Raw genomic sequence first — 17,856 nt, 5'->3', positions numbered from 1 at the left:
CCCCGCCGGTAGAGCACGAGGGAGTGCAGGTGCGCGAGTTCTCCGTCCCGCCGATCGTCACCGTCGGCGACGCGGCCAACCTGACCGACCCGGTCTGGGAAAACGCCGAGGTCGCCCCGGACACCGTGCAGTTCGTCCGCCCCGGCGCGGGGACGGGCGCGCGCGAGGAGGTCACCTGCCGCCAGTTCCGCGACGAGGTGGTGGCGGTGGCGCAGGGCCTGATCGCCGCGGGCGTCTCCCCCGGTGACCGGGTCGGCCTGATGAGCCGCACCCGCTACGAGTGGACGCTGCTCGACTACGCGATCTGGGCGGCCGGCGCGGTGACCGTGCCGATCTACGAGACCTCCAGCGCCGAGCAGGCCGCCTGGATCCTCGGCGACTCCGGCGCCGTCGCCGTCGTGGTGGAGAGCACCGCGCACGCCACCCTGGTCGCCGGCGTCCGCGACCGGCTGCCCGAGCTGCGCGAGGTCTGGCAGATCGAGCTGGGCGCGGTCGACGACCTGGTCGCCGCCGGCGCGTCGGTGGACCGGGCCGAGGTGGAGACCCGCCGTTCGCTGTCGAAGGCCGACGACGTCGCCACGATCATCTACACCAGCGGCACCACCGGCCGGCCCAAGGGCTGCGTGCTGACCCACCGCAACATCTACTCCGACATCGCCAACGCGGTGCCGGTGCTGCCGAACCTGTTCCGCCAGGGCGCCTCCACCCTGCTGTTCCTGCCGCTCGCGCACGCCTTCGCCCGGCTCATCCAGGTCGGCGTGGTGCACGCCCGGGCCACCATGGCCCACTGCGCGGACACCAAGGACCTGGTCGCCGAGCTCCAGGACTTCAAGCCGACGTTCGTGCTCTCCGTACCCCGGGTCTTCGAGAAGGTCTACAACGGCGCGCGGCAGAAGGCCGAGGCCGAGGGGAAGGGCAAGATCTTCGACCGCGCGGAGAAGGTCGCCATCGCGTGGAGCGAGGCCCAGGAGCTGCCCGGCGGCCCGGGCCTGGGGCTGCGCGCGCAGCACGCCCTCTTCGACAAGCTGGTCTACCGCAAGCTGCGGGCGGCGATGGGCGGCCGGTGCCGCGACGCCATCTCCGGCGGCGCGCCGCTGGGCGCGCGGCTCGGGCACTTCTTCCGCGGCGTCGGGGTGACCATCTGCGAGGGGTACGGCCTCACCGAGACCTCGCCGGCCGCCGCCGCCAACCTGCCCACCGGCACCCGGATCGGCACCGTCGGCCGCCCGCTGCCCGGCGTCACCATCCGGATCGACGACGACGGCGAGGTCCTGATCGCCGGCGACATCGTCTTCCAGGGGTACTGGCACAACGACGCGGCCACCGCCGAGGCGATCACCACCGACGGCTGGTTCCGCACCGGCGACCTCGGGCAGCTCGACGAGGACGGCTACCTGAGCATCACCGGCCGGAAGAAGGAGATCATCGTGACCGCCGGCGGCAAGAACGTCGCCCCGGCGGTGCTGGAGGACCAGGTACGCGCGCACCCGCTGATCAGCCAGTGCGTGGTGGTCGGCGACCGGCAGCCGTTCATCGCCGCGCTGGTCACCATCGACGAGGAGGCGCTGCCGAAGTGGCTGGCCGGGCAGGGGCGCCCGGAGACCACGAGCATCGCCGAGCTGCGCGAGGACGCGGCGCTGCGCGCCGAGGTGCAGTCCGCGATCGACCAGGCCAACCAGGCGGTCTCCAAGGCCGAGGCGATCAAGGTGTTCCGGATCCTGCCGCAGGACTTCACCGAGACCACCGGCGAGCTGACCCCGTCGCTGAAGGTGAAGCGTCAGGTCGTGCACAAGACGTACGCCTCGGAGATCGCCGAGATCTACCGGGGCTGACTACCATCCGTCACGTGCCCGCCTCCACATCCCGCCAGCCGTCGACGCAGCCGCTCGCGGCGGCGGCCCGCGCGGTCCTCCTCGCGCTGGTCGCCGCCCTGACCCTGTTCGCCACCCGCGACGCCACCCAGCTCTGGTGGATCGCGCTGCTGGGCGCCGCCGGCCTGCCCGCCGTGCTCGCCCCCCAGCACCGGCTGCTCGCCCCGATCAGCCGCTTCGCCGAGGTGCTGGTGCTCGGGCTGGCCGCCAGCCAGGTCGCCGCCGACACCCATCTGTCCGGCGTGACCGGCGGGCTGGGCGCCTCGGCGGTGCTGCCGTACCTCGCCGTGCCGGTCACCGTGACCGCGCTGAGCCGCCGGTTCCGTGAGGGCGCCGCGCTGCTCGCCGTGGCGGCGGCGACGCTGCTGGCCAGCGCCGCGTTCACGCAGGTCGACGGCGGGCCGCAGCTCGGCCAGGTCGGCTACCTCGCGGTCTGCGCCCAGTGGCTGATCCTGGCCGGTCTCGGCCTCTACACCGCGGGCACGCTCCAGCGCGTCATGCGGGTGCGCGGCGAGGGCAAACCCCAGCCGTACGCCGAGGCGACCCGCCTGCTCACCCAGCTCCGTACGGTCGCCCGGCAGCTGCCCGGCGCCACCCTGGACCCGGGCGGCATCTCCGAGCACCTGCTGGAGGAGCTGCGGGTGGTCGCCAAGACCGACCGGGGCGCGGTGCTGTCCGCCAGCGGCGGCGGCCGGCTCGTGGTGCTCGCGCAGATCGGCGCGGACCGGGTCGACTGGGAGACCACGCTCGACGCCGACTCGGCCATCGCCGACGCCTGGGCCACCCAGCAGCCGACCGTCTCGGCCCGCTCGCAGGCCCGGTCCCGGCACTCCGGCGAGGTCTCCGCGCTGATCGTCCCGCTGGTGGCGGGCGTGCGCACGGTCGGCCTGGTGGTGATCGAGGCGGACACCGCCGCCGCGTACCCGCCGCCGGTGGTGTCCCGGGTGACGGCGCTGACCGGCCCGGCGGCGCTGCGGCTGGAGGCCGCGCTCCTCTTCGACGAGGTGCGCTCGCTGGCGACGAACGAGGAGCGGCAGCGGCTGGCCCGGGAGATCCACGACGGGGTCGCCCAGGAACTGGTCATGGTCGGGTACGGCATCGACAACGCGCTGGCCACCGTGCACGAGGACGCGGACGAGACCGCCGACTCGCTGCGCACGCTGCGCCAGGAGGTCACCCGGGTGATCACCGAGCTGCGGCTGAGCCTGTTCGAGCTGCGCAGCGAGGTGGACCGGCACGGTGGCCTGGCCGCCGCCATCGCCGAGTACGCCCGCACCGTGGGCGCCTCCGGCGGCCTGCGGGTGCACCTGTCGCTGGACGAGTCCACCGCCCGGCTGCCGGCCGCCACCGAGGCCGAGTTGCTGCGCATCGCGCAGGAGGCGGTGACCAACGCGCGCAAGCACGCCGGTGCGTCGAACCTGTGGGTCACGTGCGAGGTGGATCCCCCGTACACCCGAATCGAAGTGTCGGATGACGGTCACGGCATCGGTGACCAGCGCCCGGACGGGCACTATGGCCTTGCGATCATGGCCGAGAGGGCGGAACGTATCCGAGGCCGGTTGGAGATCAGGCCGCGACAGCCTAGTGGGACGACTGTGGCGGTGGTGCTCGGTTCGTCGCCCCGGCGCGATAAGGTGCGCGGCAGCGCCGCAGCAGCAGAAGGGGAGTAACCCGAGGATGACCAGCAGTCCGACACCGGCCACCCGTACCAAGGTTCTCCTGGTCGACGATCACGACCTCATCCGCAAGGGGCTGCGTCACGCGTTCGAGCGCGACCGTCAGTTCGAGGTCGTGGGCGAGGCGGCCACCGCGGCGGAGGGCGTGCGTCAGGCCGGCGCGCTCCAGCCCGACGTGGTGATCATGGACCTCCGCCTGCCCGACGGCAGCGGCCTCGAGGCCACCCGCGCCCTGCGCAAGTCCAGCGCGTCCATGGGCATCGTCGTGCTGACCATGTACGCCGGCGACGACCAGCTCTTCGGCGCCCTGGAGGCGGGCGCGAGCGCGTTCGTGCCGAAGACCGCCCCGGCCGACGAGGTGGTGGCCGCCGCCCGGCACGCCGCCTCCTCCCCCAGCGCGTTCACCGCGGCCGACCTGGCCGAGGCGATGAAGCGCCGGCTGGCGCCGTCCGGCCCGCAGCTGTCCCCCCGTGAGGGCCAGGTGCTGCGGCTGCTCGCCGACGGCATGAGCGTGGCGGGCATCGCCAAGCAGCTGTTCGTCAGCGAGTCGACCGCCAAGACCCACATCTCGAAGCTCTACGAGAAGCTCGGCGCGGCCAACCGGGCCCAGGCCCTGATGACCGCACTGCGGCTGGGGCTGCTGGAGGCCCCGGACGCCCCGAAGTTCTGACAGGCGCACCGCCGGAAGAGGCCCCGTCCGTCACGGACGCGGGCCTCTCGGCGTTCCCGGCCACGGGGTGGTCGCGTACGGTGACCGGCCGGACGCACAGCGACGACGGTCTTTGCACCGCGACGGCGGAGGGGCAGAATACCCGGGTGATCCGCGCGGCGGTGACGACCGCGTGTCGCCGACATCCGAGGGGCAGGACATGCAGCGGCCGGACTGGGCACCCGAGACGATCGACATCGAGCGCCCCAGCGTCGCCCGCATGTACGACTACTACCTCGGCGGCTCGCACAACTTCGCGGCCGACCGTGCCGCCGCCCGCGCGATGGTCGAGGCGGTGCCGGAGGCGCCGCTGATGGCGCAGGCCAACCGCGCGTTCCTGCGCCGGGCGGTGCAGTACCTCGCCCAGGCCGGCGTCCGCCAGTTCCTGGACATCGGCTCCGGCATCCCGACCGTCGGCAACGTGCACGAGATCGCCCAGCGGATCGATCCGGAGTCGCGGGTGGTCTACGTCGACGTGGACCCGGTGGCGGTGGCGCACAGCCAGGAGATCCTGGCCGGCAACGCGCACGCCACTGTGCTCCAGGAGGACCTGCGCAACCCGGAGGCGATCCTGGCCCACCCGGAGGTCACCCGGCTGCTGGACTTCTCCCGGCCGGTCGCCGTGATGATCGTGGCGGTGCTGCACTTCGTCCCGGACGCCGACCGCCCCGAGGAGATCCTCCGGACGCTGCGCGGGGCGCTGGCGCCCGGCAGCCACCTGGTGCTCTCCCAGGCCAGCGAGGAGGGCCGCGACGGCACCGGCGAGCGGGCCGAGGCGGAGCGGGTCTACCGGCGTACCGACAGCCAGCTCTGGATCCGCAGCCGGGCCGAGCTGACCGCGCTGTTCGACGGCTTCGAGCTGGTCGACCCGGGTGTGGTGTGGGTGCCGCAGTGGCGGCCGGACTCCCCCGACCAGGCGGAGAACGCCGAACGGGCCGTCTTCATGGGCGGGGTCGGGCGGCTCGGTGGGTGACGACGCTGCCCGCTGCCGGCCCGGCGTGTTCGCCCGGGCCTGGGCCAAGGCGGTGTCCGGCACCAGCTACCTGCCGATGACGCAGTCGCAGCTGGAGGAGATGCTGCAACGGCTCACCGAGCGGCTGGCCCAGGCGCTGCGCGCCGAGCCGTTCGACCTGCGGATCGGCCAGCAGGTCGGCGCGGAGCTGGTGCACGCGCACATCGCGTCCGCGGAAGGGCTGGGCCGCACCGTCGAGGTGATCCAGCTGCGCCTGGTCCGCGACCTCGACCTGGTCGTCGACGACGTCGAGGACCGGATGGCGCGGCTGCTCGCCACCGTCGCCACCGGGTACGCCCGCGCCCTGCGCGACCGCACGCTCGACGAGCAGGAGTCCATCCGCCGGGCCGCCATGATGGCCCGTGCGCAGGCCGAACGGGCGCTGCGCGACAGCGAGGCCCGGTTCCGGCACCAGGCCACCCACGACCCGCTCACCGGCCTGCCGAACCGCACGCTGTTCACCGAACGGCTGACCGCCGCGATCACCGCGCCGGGCCGGGGCGCCGACCGCGTCGGCGTGTGCTTCCTCGACCTGGACCGGTTCAAGGTGGTCAACGACTCCCTGGGCCACCAGGTCGGCGACTCGCTGCTGGTGACGGTGGCCCAGCGCCTGCACCGGGCGCTGGGCGAGCACCTGGTGGCGCGGCTCGGCGGCGACGAGTTCGTGATCCTGGTCGAGCGCACCGCCGGCACCGACGACGCGGTGAAGGTCGCCGAGGCGGCGCTCGCCGCGGTACGCGAGCCGGCGCTCGTTGACGGCCACGAGCTGACCGTGTCCGCGAGCATCGGCATCGTGGAGCGCCCGGTCGCGGGCACCTCGCCGATGGACCTGATGCGCGCGGCCGACAGCACGCTGCACTGGGCCAAGGCCGCCGGCGGGGCCCGCTGGTCGCTGTTCGACGCCGACCGCAACCGCCGCGAGCTGGCCCGGTACGCGCTGTCCGCGGCGATCCCCGCCGCGCTGGACCGGGGCGAGTTCTACCTCGACTACCAGCCGCTGACGTCGTTGCGCGACGGACGGGTGCTCGGCATGGAGGCGCTGGTGCGCTGGCGGCACCCGGAGCTGGGTGTGCTGCGGCCGGACAGCTTCATCCCGCTGGCCGAGGAGACCGGGCTGATCGTCCGGCTGGGCAGCTGGGTGCTGGCCGAGGCGTGCCGCGAGGCGGGCACCTGGCCCGGCGCGGACGGCGAGGCGCCGTTCGTCAGCGTCAACCTCGCCGTCCGGCAGTTGCACCGCACCGACCTGGTGACCGAGGTACGCGGCGTGCTCGGGCGCACCGGCCTGCCGCCGCACCGGCTGCAACTGGAGATCACCGAGAGCACCATGATGAGCACCGTCGTCGAGCCGGTGCGCGCCCTGCGGGTGCTCGGCGACCTCGGTGTCCGGGTCGCCATCGACGACTTCGGCACCGGCTACTGCAACCTCGCGTACCTGCGGGACCTGCCGGTCGACGAGCTGAAGGTGGCGGGCGAGTTCGTGACCGGCCTGCGCGCGCCGGGCAGCGGCACCGACGAGCGGATCCTCGCCTCGCTGGTGTCGCTGGCGCACGCGCTGGGCCTCACCGTCACCGCCGAGGGCGTGGAGACGGCCGACCAGGCGGACCGGCTGCGCGCGATCGGCTGCGACGCCGGGCAGGGCTGGCACTTCGGCCGTCCCGGCCCGGCCGCACCGCACCTGGGCCGGGTGCCCGCCCACGTCGACGCGGCCTCCTGACCCGGCCTTCCGAGCCCGGCCGGTCCGTCGCCTCCTGGCCCGGCCGGCGCGCGGTCAGCCGGCCAGCAGGGCGGCCATGCGCTGCGCCTGCGTCTCCCAGCGCCACTCCCGCTCCACCCAGGCGCGGCCGGCGGCACCGAACTGCCGGGCCAGATCCCGGTCGGCGAGCAGCGTGGCCACCCGGTCGGCGAGCTGGGCCACGTCCCGGCCCCCGACCACGTACCCGGTCTCCCCCTCGCGGACCGCGTCCGGCGCGCCGCCGGAGTCACCGGCCACCACCGGCAGCCCGGTCGCGCTCGCCTCCAGGTAGACGATCCCGAGGCCCTCCACGTCCAGCCCGCGGTTGCGGGTGCGGCACGGCATCGCGTAGACGTCGCCGGCCGCGTAGTGGGCGGGCAGTTCGGCCGACGGCACCGAGCCGGTGAAGACCACGTCGCGTTCCAGGCCGGCCTGCCGGGCCAGCTTCTCCAGCGTCGAGCGGTACGGGCCGCCGCCGACCACGAGCAGCGCGGCGTCGGGCACCCGGCGGCGGATCTCCGGCAGCGCGCGGATCAGCATGTCCTGGCCCTTGCGGGGCACCAGCCGCGACACGCACACCACCACCGGCCGGTCGGCCAGCCCGAGCCGCGACCGGACCCGCCCGCCGTCGACCTCCGGGTGGTAGGTGTCCACGTCCACGCCGGGTGCGAGCCGCCGCAGCTCGGTCAGCCCGTCCAGCACGCGGGCCAGCCGCGCCCGGGTGTACTCGCCGAGGTAGGTGGTCACGTCCACGCCCCGGCCGATCCGGCGCAGCGCCGACCGGGCGCCGGGGAGCGCCGCCCAGCCGACCTCGTGCCCGTGGGTCAGCGCCACCGCCCGGCGGATCCCGGCCCGTCGCCGCAGGCCCGCGGCGAGCAGCCCCAGCGGGGCCGCCGCGCCGAACCAGACGGTGTCGCAGTCGTACGCGCGGGCCAGCCGCGCCGCCCGCCGGGCGATCAGCGGGGTGGGCAGCAGCACCCGGGTCCGCTCCCGGACCACCTCGAACGGCTGGTCGGCGTCGAACTTCTCCGCCCCGCGCCAGCTCGACGCGTACACCACCACCGAGCCGGGCTGCTGCCGCACCGCGAGGTTGTGCACGAACGACTGGATGCCGCCGGGGCGCGGCGGGAAGTCGTTGGTGATCAGCAAGGTACGGCTCATCGACCGGACTCCCTGGCGTAGGCGCGGGCGGCGGCCATCCGCTCGACTGTGGACGGGTGGGTCGCCGACCAGAGGCGCTCCCAGCGCGGCGGGTCGGGGTCGGCCAGGTTGACCCCGGCGAGCCGGCGCTGCATCGCCTCGAACGTCGCCGGATTGCCGGTGAGCGCCAGCGCGTGGGCGTCGGCGCGGGCCTCGATCCGGCGCGAGACCAGCGCCTGCACCGGGGTGGCCAGCAGCCCGGCGACCGTGACCAGCGCGATCAGCAGCGGGAACGCCCGGGGCTGGGCGATCGAGTCGACGCCCGCGAGCCGCAGCAGCGGCGTCCACGAGCCGATCAGGTAGAGCGCCACCACAGCGGCGGCGGCGCCGAGCGCGCCGAGCACCGTGCCGGTCCACACGTCCCGGTCCTTGGCGTGCCCCAGCTCGTGGGCGACCACGCTCGTCACCTCGGCCGGTTCCGCCTCGCGCAGCAGCGTGTCGTAGACGACCACCCGCCGCGTCGGGCCGAGCCCGGAGACGTACGCGTTCACCGCGCTGGTGCGCCGGGACGCGTCGGCGACGAGCACGTCGCGCACCGGTACGCCGTCCCGGGCGGCCATCGCGGTCAGCTCACTGCGCAGCGGGCCCGGCTCCATCGGGGTGAACCGGTTGAACACCGGCTCGACCAGCACCGGCAGCACGAACGACAGCACCACCACCAGGGCCGCCGCACCGGCCGCGCCGAACGCCCACCACCAGCGCGGGGCGAGCCGGACCACCGTGTAGAAGCCGAGCAGGACCAGCGCGCCGATCACCGCGCTGACCGCGTACGACTTGAGCAGGTCGACCGCCCAGCCGCCCCAGCTCTGGGTGCTCAGCCCGTAGCGGACCAGCACGGTGCGGCGCCAGGCCGCGAACGGCAGCGTGAGCAGGTCGGCGAGGAACATGACGGCCAGCCCGCCGAGCACGGCCTGCGCGATCCAGTGCCCGCCGAAGGGCCGGCCGACCAGTTCGACCAGGCGCCCGCCCAGCGGGGTCAGCCCGAGCAGCACCGCCACCACCAGCCCGACCGCCAGCGCCGACCAGGCCGCCGGGCGCAGCGCGCCGTGGAAGGCCCGGCCCCGGGTCACCTGCTCGGCCGGGAGATCCCGTAGAGCCGCGAGCTGGTCGGCGCGGGGCGCCGGCGGCCGGCTCCACGGCACCAGCAGCGCCACCGCCACGAGCAGCGCGACCACCAGGCCGGCCAGGGTCAGCAGCGCCCAGGCGCGCGGGGTCACCGGCCCACCCCGCCGTCGTGCCCCGTCCGCGTCATGCCGCTCCCTCCCGCCGTGACCGCCCATCCTATTGCCCGGCCGTCGATCGGAGCGCCGTGCCCGGCGCGCGACCCGACAGCGTGACCCGCACGGGCGCCGGTCCGGTCACCGGGGTAACGAGGAGCCGTGCGGAGCGGCGCGAGAGCCCGGTGAGCGGGCGATGGGCGGCTCACCCGGGTCGGCGGTTGCCCTCAGCACCCTGGGCGGCGCCTGGCGGGCGGCGGGCGCGTCAGGCGATCCGGCGACGGGCGGGACGGCGGGGCGCCGGTGCCCGTGCCGGCGCGGGCACCGCGACGGGCGCTGGTGGCAGCACCTCCACCTCGAATCCGGCCCGCGCGAACACCTCGATCGCCCGGTGCTCGGCCGGGCCGAGGTCGGCCGGGTCGGAGTCGAGCAGTGCGGTCACCAGGCAGCCGGAGCAGCCGGCGCCGCGGTTGCCGCAGGTGTCGCAGTCGATCAGCATCAACGCCTCCTGACGGGTCGCCGGTGGCGCTCGGGGAAGGAACCACCACCGTCGGTCACCAGAACGCTAACGCTCGGGTACGACAGAACCGGACAACGAGGCAGCAGCCGCCGCGAACCCGAACCAGTACGCCGAAGTGGCGCGATCAGCACGCCCTCGACCCCGCCACGTCCCCGACCTGGAGTCGATCAAGCAAGGGCGAAGGTCAGGAACGCGCCAGGCGCCGCAGCAGCGAGTCGGCGCCCAGCGGGTACGCGCCGTGCCGGCGTACCCCGTCGGCCACCTCCCGGTCGGAGGAGACGACGACCACCGGCCGCCCGGCCGGCTCGGCGCGGACCAGCCGGCGGATCAGCTCGTCGGCGGTCTCGCCCTTGCGGGAGAACAGCACCCGCACGCCGCGCGGCGCCGGAGGCAGGCCGTGGATCCGCTCGGCGCCGTCGAAGACGACTGTGATCTCGTCCCCGGTCTGCGCGGCGATCCCGCCGAGGCCGGTGATCAGCCGCTTGCGCTGCTGCTCCAGCGACATCTCGCCGAAGCCGCGCTTGGTGACGTTGTAGCCGTCCACCACCAGGTGTGCCCGCGGCAGCGCGAGCAACTGGTCGAGGCGGGCCGGGTCGTCGGTGTCGCGGGCCCGCGTCGACGGGCCGGCCGGCGCGGCACCCGGCTGCTCGGCGAACGCGTCGGCGACGAAGTCGGCCGGGAGCCTGTCCACCGGGTCGAGCGCCAGCTCACGGCGCAGCCCCACGGCGGCTTGGCCGATCGTCTCCAGCAGCAGCCACAGTCGCGCGTCGTCGACCGAGCGGGCCTCCTTGGCGCTGGCCCGGGCCACCCCGGCGGCGGCCTCCGCCTCGGCCAGCCGGGCCCGGGCGCGGCGCAGCTCGGCGTCCGCGTCGGCCGCGGCGCGGGCCGCCCGCCCCCGCTCGGTGGCGAGCATCTCGGTGGCCTTGCGCTCCCGGGCCTGGGTCTCCCGCAGGGTACGGGTCAGCTGGCGGGCCTCCTCGCGGAGCTGACCCAGCTCCTCCCGGACCCGGGCCAGCTCGTCGCGCAGCTTCTCCGCCTCGACGCGGGCCACCGCCCGGTCGTGCTCGGCGCGGGCGGCCCGCTGCTCGGCCTCGCGTACCAGTTCCGCCACGACCGCGCTGTCGGCCTCGGCGCGTACCGCCTCGCCGCTGGCCTCGATCAGGTCCCGCCACCCGCGGGGCCGGGCCAGGTAGGCCAGGGCGGCCACCTCGACCGGGTCGGCGGCGGCCGGCGCGGTGCCCTCGACCACCGCCGCGCCGAGGTCGCCGGCGTCGGCGAGCACCCGGGCCGTGATCCGCTGCCGGAACAGCGGGTCGGCGGTGAGCTGGGCGGCGATCGCGGGCGCGCCGAGGCGGGCCCGGCGGTTCGGGGCGAACTTGGCGACCCGCCGCAGCGGCACCGGCACCTCGTCGGCGGGCAGGCCGGGCAGCACGGCGGCGGTCAGCGTGACGATCCGCTGCCGGACCGGCTCGGGCAGCACGGGCTCGGGCTCGACCGGTGGTGGCGCGTCCTCACCTGCGGGCACGCCGACCACCGGCTCCTCCACGGAGGAGCGGTCGTCGTACGGCTCGGTGAGGGGCATGAGGCAAGTCTCCCACCCCGAATGGGCCCACCGCCCGGTGAGTGAGCCGATCTCTCATCGTACCCCCGTGGTATCTCCTGGGGCGGCAGTGACAGGAGTGTCGGACCGTGCCGCTAGCGTCCCGCGGGTGACACGAGCGGAGTACGTCCAGGAGTCGCTGGCCGGCCTGGACCCGGCGGGCAGCGGCGTCGACCCGGCGCTGCCGCTCTACGCGACCACCTTCGTGGTGGTCGACCTGGAGACCACCGGCGGCGCTCCCGACGGCGGCGGGATCACCGAGATCGGCGCGGTGAAGGTCCGCGGTGGCGAGGAGCTGGGCGTGCTCGCCACGCTCGTCAACCCGGGCGTGCCGATCCCGCCGTTCATCACCGTGCTCACCGGCATCACCCAGGCCATGCTGCTGCCCGCCCCGCCGATCGAGCAGGTGCTGCCCAGCTTCCTGGAGTTCATCACCGACGCCGTGCTCGTCGCCCACAACGCGCCGTACGACGTGGGTTTCCTCAAGGCCGCCTGCGCGAAGCACGGCTACCACTGGCCCAACCCCCGGGTGCTGGACACGGCCGCGCTGGCCCGGCGGGTGCTCACCCGCGACGAGGTGCCCAACCGCAAGCTGGGCACGCTCGCCGCCTACTTCCGCACCGCGACCCAGCCCACCCACCGGGCGCTGGACGACGCCAAGGCCACAGTCGACGTGCTGCACGGGCTGATCGGCCGCCTCGGCGGGCACCGGGTCGACACGGTCGGCGAGGCGATCGAGTTCGCCCGCGCGGTCACGCCCACCCAGCGCCGCAAGCGGCACCTCGCCGACGGGCTGCCCAAGGTGCCCGGCGTCTACATCTTCCGGGCCGCCGACGACCGGCCGCTCTACGTCGGCACGTCCGGCGACATCGCCACCCGGGTCCGCAGCTACTTCACCGCCGCGGAGAAGCGGGCCCGGATCTCCGAGATGCTCGCCGCCGCCGAGCGCGTCGAGGCGGTCGAGTGCGCCCACTCGCTGGAGGCGGAGGTCCGCGAGCTGCGGCTGATCGCGGCGCACGCGCCGCCGTACAACCGCCGGTCGAAGTATCCGGAGCGCCAGGTGTGGCTGAAGCTCACCGACGAGGCGTACCCCCGGTTGTCGATCGTGCGTGCCCTCGCGCCCACCGACACGGCCTACCTGGGGCCGTTCCGGTCCCGGCAGGCGGCGGAGCTGGCCGCCGCCGGTTTCCACGACGCCGTGCCGCTGCGTCAGTGCACACACCGGCTCTCCCGGCGCACCACCATGCCGGCCTGCGCGCTGGCCGAGCTGGGCCGCTGCCCGGCGCCCTGCGAGCACAAGATCACCCCCGAGGAGTACGACGACCGCGCGGCGACGCCGTTCCGCACCGCCACCAGCGACGACCCCGCGGTGGTGGTGGACGCGCTGCTCGCCCGCATCGAGGTGCTGTCGGCCGCCGAGCGGTACGAGGAGGCGGCCGTGGTCCGCGGCCGGCTCGTCGCGGTGCTGCGCGCGGCGGTCCGGATGCAGCGGCTGGCCGCGCTGACCGGCATCGCCGAGCTGGCCGCCGCCCGTCCGGCCGCCCGGGGCGGCTGGGAGCTGGCGCTGATCCGGCACGGCCGGCTCGCCGGGGCCGGGGTGTCCCCGCCGGGTGTCCACCCGCGACCCACGATCGCCGCGATCCGGGCCACCGCCGAGACGGTGCTGCCCGGGCACGGTCCGGTGCCGGCCGCGACCGCCGAGGAGACCGAGCGGATCCTGTCCTGGTTGGAACGACCGGAGACCCGGCTGGTCGAGTCGACCGACGGCTGGGCCTCGCCGGTGGCCGGCGCGGGGCGTTTCCGCGACCTGCTGACGAAGGCGGAGAACGGCGGATCCGCCAAACTCTCGACCGAACGCTCATGACCAACTGACCGATCGGACTACCTCGACTCCCTTAGTCTGTTAAAGGAGTGCAGACCTGCCCGATTCGCGGGCTCTGCTCCCGGTCGCCGGTTCCCGGTGGCCGAGGGCCGGGGTGAGGGAGGTGTCCCAGGTGGACGTCGACGCCGGACACGGCGCCGCCCTGGGTGGCGCGCTTCCCGCCCAGGGCGAGTTACCGCTCACCCGCCGCCTGCGTTCCCTGCTCACCTGGCCGACGGCCGACGGCGACCCGGTCACCACACTGGTCCGGGCCCACCGCGGCATCCACGCGAGCGCCGACGCCTCGGTGCTGCGCCGGGCCTACACGATCGCCGAGAACATGCACCGCGGCCAGTTCCGCAAGAGCGGCGAGCCGTACATCACCCACCCGCTGGCGGTGGCGCAGATCTGCGCCGACCTCGGCATGGACACCATCACGCTGGTCGCCGCGCTGCTGCACGACACGGTGGAGGACACCCGCTACACACTCCAGGCACTCCAGGAGGACTTCGGCCGTGAGGTCGCCCACCTGGTCGACGGCGTGACCAAGTTCGACAAGGCGTTCTACGGCAAGGCCGCCGAGGCGGAGACCGTCCGCAAGATGATCGTGGCGGCCGGCAAGGACGTCCGGGTGCTGGTGATCAAGCTGGCCGACCGGCTGCACAACATGCGTACGCTCGGCGTCCGCTCGGCCGCCTCCCGGGAGCGGATCGCCCGCAAGACCCAGGAGGTGCTGGTCCCGCTCTGCGACCGGCTGGGCATCCAGACGCTCAAACGCGAACTGGACGACGTGGTGCTGCTACACCTGCGGCCGGAGGAGCACGCGCGGATCGCCCGGTTCGTGCACGACCGGCCCGGCTGGGACGCCTACCTCGCCGACGTGGTCGCCCGCACCCGGGTGGCGCTGCGCCGCAACCGGGTCGACGCCGACGTCTCCCCCCGCCCCCGGCACCTCTACTCGATCTGGAAGGACACCGTCGCCGGCGACCACGCCGCCCCGTACGACCTGCCCCGCATCGCGATCGTGGTGGACGGTCCGGCGACCGACTGCTACGCCGCGCTGGGCGCCGTGCACGGGCTCTGGCGGCCGGTGCCGGGCCGGTTCAAGGACTTCATCGCCTCCCCGAAGAACAACCTCTACCGGTCCCTGCACACGAGCGTCTGCGGCCCGCAGGACCGCACCGTCGAGGTGCTGATCCGCACCACCGAGATGCACCGCTCCGCGGAGTACGGCGTGGCCGCCCACTACCGCTTCCCCCGGGCCGCGGGCCGGGCCGTCGACCGGGCGGACGAGCTGGCCTGGCTGCGCCGGGTGCTCGACTGGGAGCAGGAGACGGTCGACCCGACCCAGTTCATGGAGTCGCTGCGCTGCGACCTGTCCGAGGCGCAGATCCAGGTGGTGGCCGACGGGCGGCAGGTGGTGCTGCCGGCCGGGGCGACCCCGGTCGACCTCGCGTACGAGCTGGGCACCGAGCGCGGCGACCACTGCCTGGCCGCCCGGATCAACGGCCGGCTCGCGCCGCTCTCCTCCGAACTGGAGGAGGGCGACGTGGTGGAGATCTTCACCGAGAACGACGCGGAGAGCGGCTTCGAGGCGGACGTGGCCCCGCGCGGCCCGCGCCGGGAGTGGCTGGGCTTCGTGAAGTCCCCGCACGCCCAGATGCAGATCAACCGCTGGTTCGCCGAGCACACCGAGCCGGGCATCTCGATCGCCGACAAGGTCCGGCTCGGCCGGGCCTCGATCGGCCTGGCGTTGCGCAAGCACAACCGGGGCCTGGCCAGCGACCTGCCGCTGCTGCGGCTGTCCGAGGAACTGGGCTACCCCGACCTGGAGACGCTGCTGGTGGCGGTCTTCGACCGCACGGTCGAGCCGGACACCGTGGTCCAGCAGCTGATCGATCTGGTCGACCACAGGCAGTAGACGGAGCCGGTCCGCGCCGGGACCACTAGCCTGGACGGCATGATCCCCCGCGCGCGTGCCACCGGACGGGCCCTCGGCTACAAGTTCTTCTACCGGCTGCCGGTCCCGCTGCGGCGGCGACTGGTCCGGCTGGCCGTACCGAAGTACATCGTCGGCGCGGTCACGCTGGTCCGGGACGCGGAGGCCACCGGCGCGGGCCGGATCCTGCTGCTGCGCCAGCCGCCGGGCTACAGCTGGACGCTGCCGGCCGGGCTGCTGCAACGCGGCGAGGCCCCGGTGGTGGGCGCGGCCCGTGAGCTGTACGAGGAGTCCGGCGTCCGCCTGTCCCCCGACGTGCTGCGCCCGGCGGTGCCGAACGCGGTGGTGCACGCCAAGGGCTGGGTCGACGTGGTCTTCGAGGCGGAGGTGCCGGCGTCGACCACCGAGCTGAAGGTGGACGGCGCCGAGGTCATCGAGGCCGCCTTCCATCCGCTCGACGACCTGCCCCGGCTCAGCCGCGCCACCGCCAACCTGCTCGGGTACTACGGCATCGGCCCGCGCGCCGGCGAGCACCGACCGGCCGCGTGAGCGCCCCGTACCCGGGCACCCCGGCCGCGGGGGCCGAGGTGTGCGCGGTCGTGCTGGCCGCGGGCGAGGGCACCCGGCTGCGCCCGCTCACCGAGCGGGTGCCGAAGGCGCTCTGCCCGGTCGGGAACGTCCCGCTGCTGGACCGGGCGCTGGCCCGGCTGGCCGGCCTCGGCCTGACCGGCCCGGAGCGGGTCGCGGTGAACGCCTGCTACCTGGGCGACCAGGTGGTCGCGCGGGTGGGCGGACGGGCCCACCTGTCGGTCGAGCCGGACGCTCCGCTGGGCACCGCCGGGGGCGTGGGCCGGCTGCGGGACTGGATCGACGGCCGGGGCGTGCTCGTGGGCAACGCCGACGCGTACCTGGCCGACCCGCAGGCCCCGCCCGGCCCGGACATCGCCGCGCTGCTGGACGGGTGGGACGGGCACGGCGTACGCCTGCTCGGCCGGCCCGCCGACGACCCGGACGCCCCCGGCACGTTCGACGGCCACGAGTTCGTGGGTTTCTCGCTGCTGCCCTGGCGGCTGGTCCGCGACCTGCCCGCCACGTTCGGCGACCTGGTCCGGGCGGTGTGGCGGCCCGCGGAGGCCGCCGGGGCGCTCACCGTCGTGCCCTACCGGGGCACGTTCTACGACACCGGCACGCCGGCCGACTACCTGGCCGCCAACCTGCACGCGGCCGGACCGGACGGGCTGGTGGACCCGGCCGCGACGGTGGACGGCCGGGTCACCGGCTCGGTGGTCGGCGCCGGCGCGCGGGTGCACGGCGACGTCGACCGGTCCGTGGTGTGGCCGGGCGCGACAGTCGCGGCCGGGGAACGCCTGCGTGAGGTGATCCGGGCCGGGGACGACCTGACCGTCCCGGCGGCGCGGTGAGGGGCGCGGGCTCTAGCATGGGCCTCGTCGCCGACGAACGGAGAACCGTCCCGTGATCACCGCGATCGTGCTGATCGACTGCGCCACCGACTCCATCCCCGAGGTGGCCGAGACCCTGGCCAACCTGCCCGGCGTCAGCGAGGTCTACTCGGTGGCCGGGCACGTCGACCTGATCGCCATGGTCCGGGTCCGGGAGTTCGAGCAGATCGCCCAGGTCATCGCCGGCAGCATCTCGAAGGTGCCGGGCGTGCTCAACACCGAGTCGCACATCGCGTTCCGCGCCTACTCGCAGCACGACCTGGAGGAGGCGTTCGCGATCGGCCTGGCGAACGCCGACTGACACGAGCCGGTGACCGGCCCACCCTGGCGGGCGGACCGGCCACCGTCGACCGTGCGGTACGTCAGCTCTGGCTGGGCACCGGGGTCTCCGTGGTGCCCGGAGCGGGCTCCTCGGTCTCGGTGCCGCCCGGAGCCGGCGACTCGGTGCCACCCGGGGACGTGGTGCCGCCCGGGCTGGGCGTGCCGCTGGCGCTGGTCTGCGGAACCGGGACACCCAGCGTCTGGGCCAGGGCCACCAGCGCGTCGTAGTGCGCCTGGAGGACCGGCAGCGCGTCCTGCGCGATCTGCACCACCGACTGCTCCGAGCCCTGCGAGATCTCGGTCTGGGTGGCCTGGATCGCCTGGACGTGACCGGCGAGCTGCGCGGTCACCCACGCCTTGTCGAACTCGGCGCCGCTGAGGTTGTTCAGCTTGTCCAGGACCTTCTGCTGGTCGGCGGTCGGGTCGGCCGGCAACTGCACGTTGAGCTGCTGCGCGGTCGACTGCACCGTCTGGTCCAGCTGGGTGTGGTCCGTCACGAACATCTTGCCCAGGTCCTTGACCTGCTGGTTCTGCCCCTTCTGCTGGGCCAGGTTACCGGCGGTGATCTCGAACAGGTTGACCTGGTGCACCGCCTGCAGGTACTGCGTGTCCTGCGTCGACGGCTGCGCCGCAGCCTGCGACGCGGCGGCGGGCGCCAGCCCCACGACCACCAGCGCGGCCAGCAGGCCCAGGCGTTTGATTCCCAACATTCGTTCCTCCCCCATGAGACGTCGGACC

General features: G+C 74.6%; 15 protein-coding genes. 10 read left to right on the top strand and 5 right to left on the bottom strand.

Going from position 1 to position 17,856, the window contains the following annotated elements; translation table 11 throughout:
• Positions 1-29 precede the first annotated feature (29 nt).
• The 5 genes from ACN27C_RS17280 to ACN27C_RS17260 all read left to right on the top strand — a co-directional run bounded on the left by ACN27C_RS17280 (position 30) and on the right by ACN27C_RS17260 (position 6,982).
• Positions 30-1,832 carry an AMP-dependent synthetase/ligase gene (locus ACN27C_RS17280; protein WP_120573660.1) on the top strand — a complete coding sequence of 601 codons (1,803 nt, stop codon included), beginning with the start codon at positions 30-32 and terminating at the stop codon, positions 1,830-1,832.
• Positions 1,833-1,846: 14 nt separating this feature from the next.
• Entirely contained in the window at positions 1,847-3,541 is a 1,695-nt protein-coding gene (locus ACN27C_RS17275) for a GAF domain-containing sensor histidine kinase (protein ID WP_121683507.1), read from the top strand.
• 7 nt (positions 3,542-3,548) lie between these two features.
• On the top strand, positions 3,549-4,217 hold the full coding sequence (locus tag ACN27C_RS17270; protein ID WP_013287678.1) for a response regulator transcription factor: 669 nt from the start codon (positions 3,549-3,551) through the stop codon (positions 4,215-4,217).
• 199 nt (positions 4,218-4,416) lie between these two features.
• Positions 4,417-5,229, top strand: a complete 813-nt coding sequence (locus ACN27C_RS17265) for an SAM-dependent methyltransferase (RefSeq protein WP_120568771.1) — start codon at positions 4,417-4,419, stop codon at positions 5,227-5,229.
• Between the two features lie 76 nt (positions 5,230-5,305).
• Positions 5,306-6,982 carry a putative bifunctional diguanylate cyclase/phosphodiesterase gene (locus ACN27C_RS17260; RefSeq protein ID WP_422751636.1) on the top strand — a complete coding sequence of 559 codons (1,677 nt, stop codon included), beginning with the start codon at positions 5,306-5,308 and terminating at the stop codon, positions 6,980-6,982.
• Positions 6,983-7,036: 54 nt separating this feature from the next.
• Here ACN27C_RS17260 and ACN27C_RS17255 read toward each other — a convergent pair whose 3' ends face one another.
• From ACN27C_RS17255 to ACN27C_RS17240, 4 genes are all read right to left on the bottom strand, one after another.
• Positions 7,037-8,161, bottom strand: a complete 1,125-nt coding sequence (locus tag ACN27C_RS17255; RefSeq protein ID WP_357826233.1) for a glycosyltransferase family 4 protein — start codon at positions 8,159-8,161, stop codon at positions 7,037-7,039.
• Positions 8,158-9,417 (bottom strand): M48 family metallopeptidase, encoded by a 1,260-nt coding sequence (locus ACN27C_RS17250; RefSeq protein ID WP_422746759.1) that lies wholly within the window; start codon positions 9,415-9,417, stop codon positions 8,158-8,160. Before ACN27C_RS17250 ends, ACN27C_RS17255 begins: the two co-directional genes overlap by 4 nt.
• 265 nt (positions 9,418-9,682) lie before the next feature.
• Positions 9,683-9,916: a hypothetical protein gene (locus ACN27C_RS17245; RefSeq protein WP_120568767.1), complete on the bottom strand. Its 234-nt coding sequence runs from the start codon at positions 9,914-9,916 to the stop codon at positions 9,683-9,685.
• A 205-nt stretch (positions 9,917-10,121) separates the two neighbouring features.
• Positions 10,122-11,519 (bottom strand): NYN domain-containing protein, encoded by a 1,398-nt coding sequence (locus ACN27C_RS17240; RefSeq protein ID WP_422746756.1) that lies wholly within the window; start codon positions 11,517-11,519, stop codon positions 10,122-10,124.
• Positions 11,520-11,646: 127 nt separating this feature from the next.
• Between ACN27C_RS17240 and ACN27C_RS17235 the strand changes: the two genes are divergently transcribed.
• The 5 genes from ACN27C_RS17235 (at position 11,647) to ACN27C_RS17215 (ending at position 17,098) form a co-directional block, all read left to right on the top strand.
• The gene (locus ACN27C_RS17235; RefSeq protein ID WP_422746754.1) at positions 11,647-13,401 is read left to right on the top strand and encodes a DEDD exonuclease domain-containing protein; all 1,755 of its coding nucleotides are present in this window, start codon (positions 11,647-11,649) and stop codon (positions 13,399-13,401) included.
• 130 nt (positions 13,402-13,531) lie between these two features.
• On the top strand, positions 13,532-15,319 hold the full coding sequence (locus tag ACN27C_RS17230; RefSeq protein ID WP_120573659.1) for a RelA/SpoT family protein: 1,788 nt from the start codon (positions 13,532-13,534) through the stop codon (positions 15,317-15,319).
• A gap of 39 nt (positions 15,320-15,358) precedes the next feature.
• Positions 15,359-15,886, top strand: a complete 528-nt coding sequence (locus tag ACN27C_RS17225) for an NUDIX hydrolase (RefSeq protein ID WP_120568764.1) — start codon at positions 15,359-15,361, stop codon at positions 15,884-15,886.
• On the top strand, positions 15,883-16,758 hold the full coding sequence (locus ACN27C_RS17220) for a nucleotidyltransferase family protein (RefSeq protein WP_422746751.1): 876 nt from the start codon (positions 15,883-15,885) through the stop codon (positions 16,756-16,758). The genes ACN27C_RS17225 and ACN27C_RS17220 overlap by 4 nt, the downstream gene beginning before the upstream one ends.
• A gap of 52 nt (positions 16,759-16,810) precedes the next feature.
• A complete protein-coding gene (locus tag ACN27C_RS17215) occupies positions 16,811-17,098 on the top strand; it encodes an Lrp/AsnC family transcriptional regulator (RefSeq protein ID WP_013287689.1) in 288 nt (95 codons plus the stop codon).
• Positions 17,099-17,159: 61 nt separating this feature from the next.
• Here ACN27C_RS17215 and ACN27C_RS17210 read toward each other — a convergent pair whose 3' ends face one another.
• Positions 17,160-17,828, bottom strand: a complete 669-nt coding sequence (locus ACN27C_RS17210; RefSeq protein WP_120568762.1) for a DUF4142 domain-containing protein — start codon at positions 17,826-17,828, stop codon at positions 17,160-17,162.
• Between the last annotated feature and the right edge of the window lie 28 nt (positions 17,829-17,856).

This window comes from Micromonospora sp. WMMD1219 (assembly GCF_049315215.1).
Classification (GTDB): Bacteria; Actinomycetota; Actinomycetes; order Mycobacteriales; family Micromonosporaceae; genus Micromonospora; species Micromonospora tulbaghiae.
Note: the sequence above shows the minus strand (reverse complement) of the source record. Positions and strands in the feature narration are given on the sequence as shown.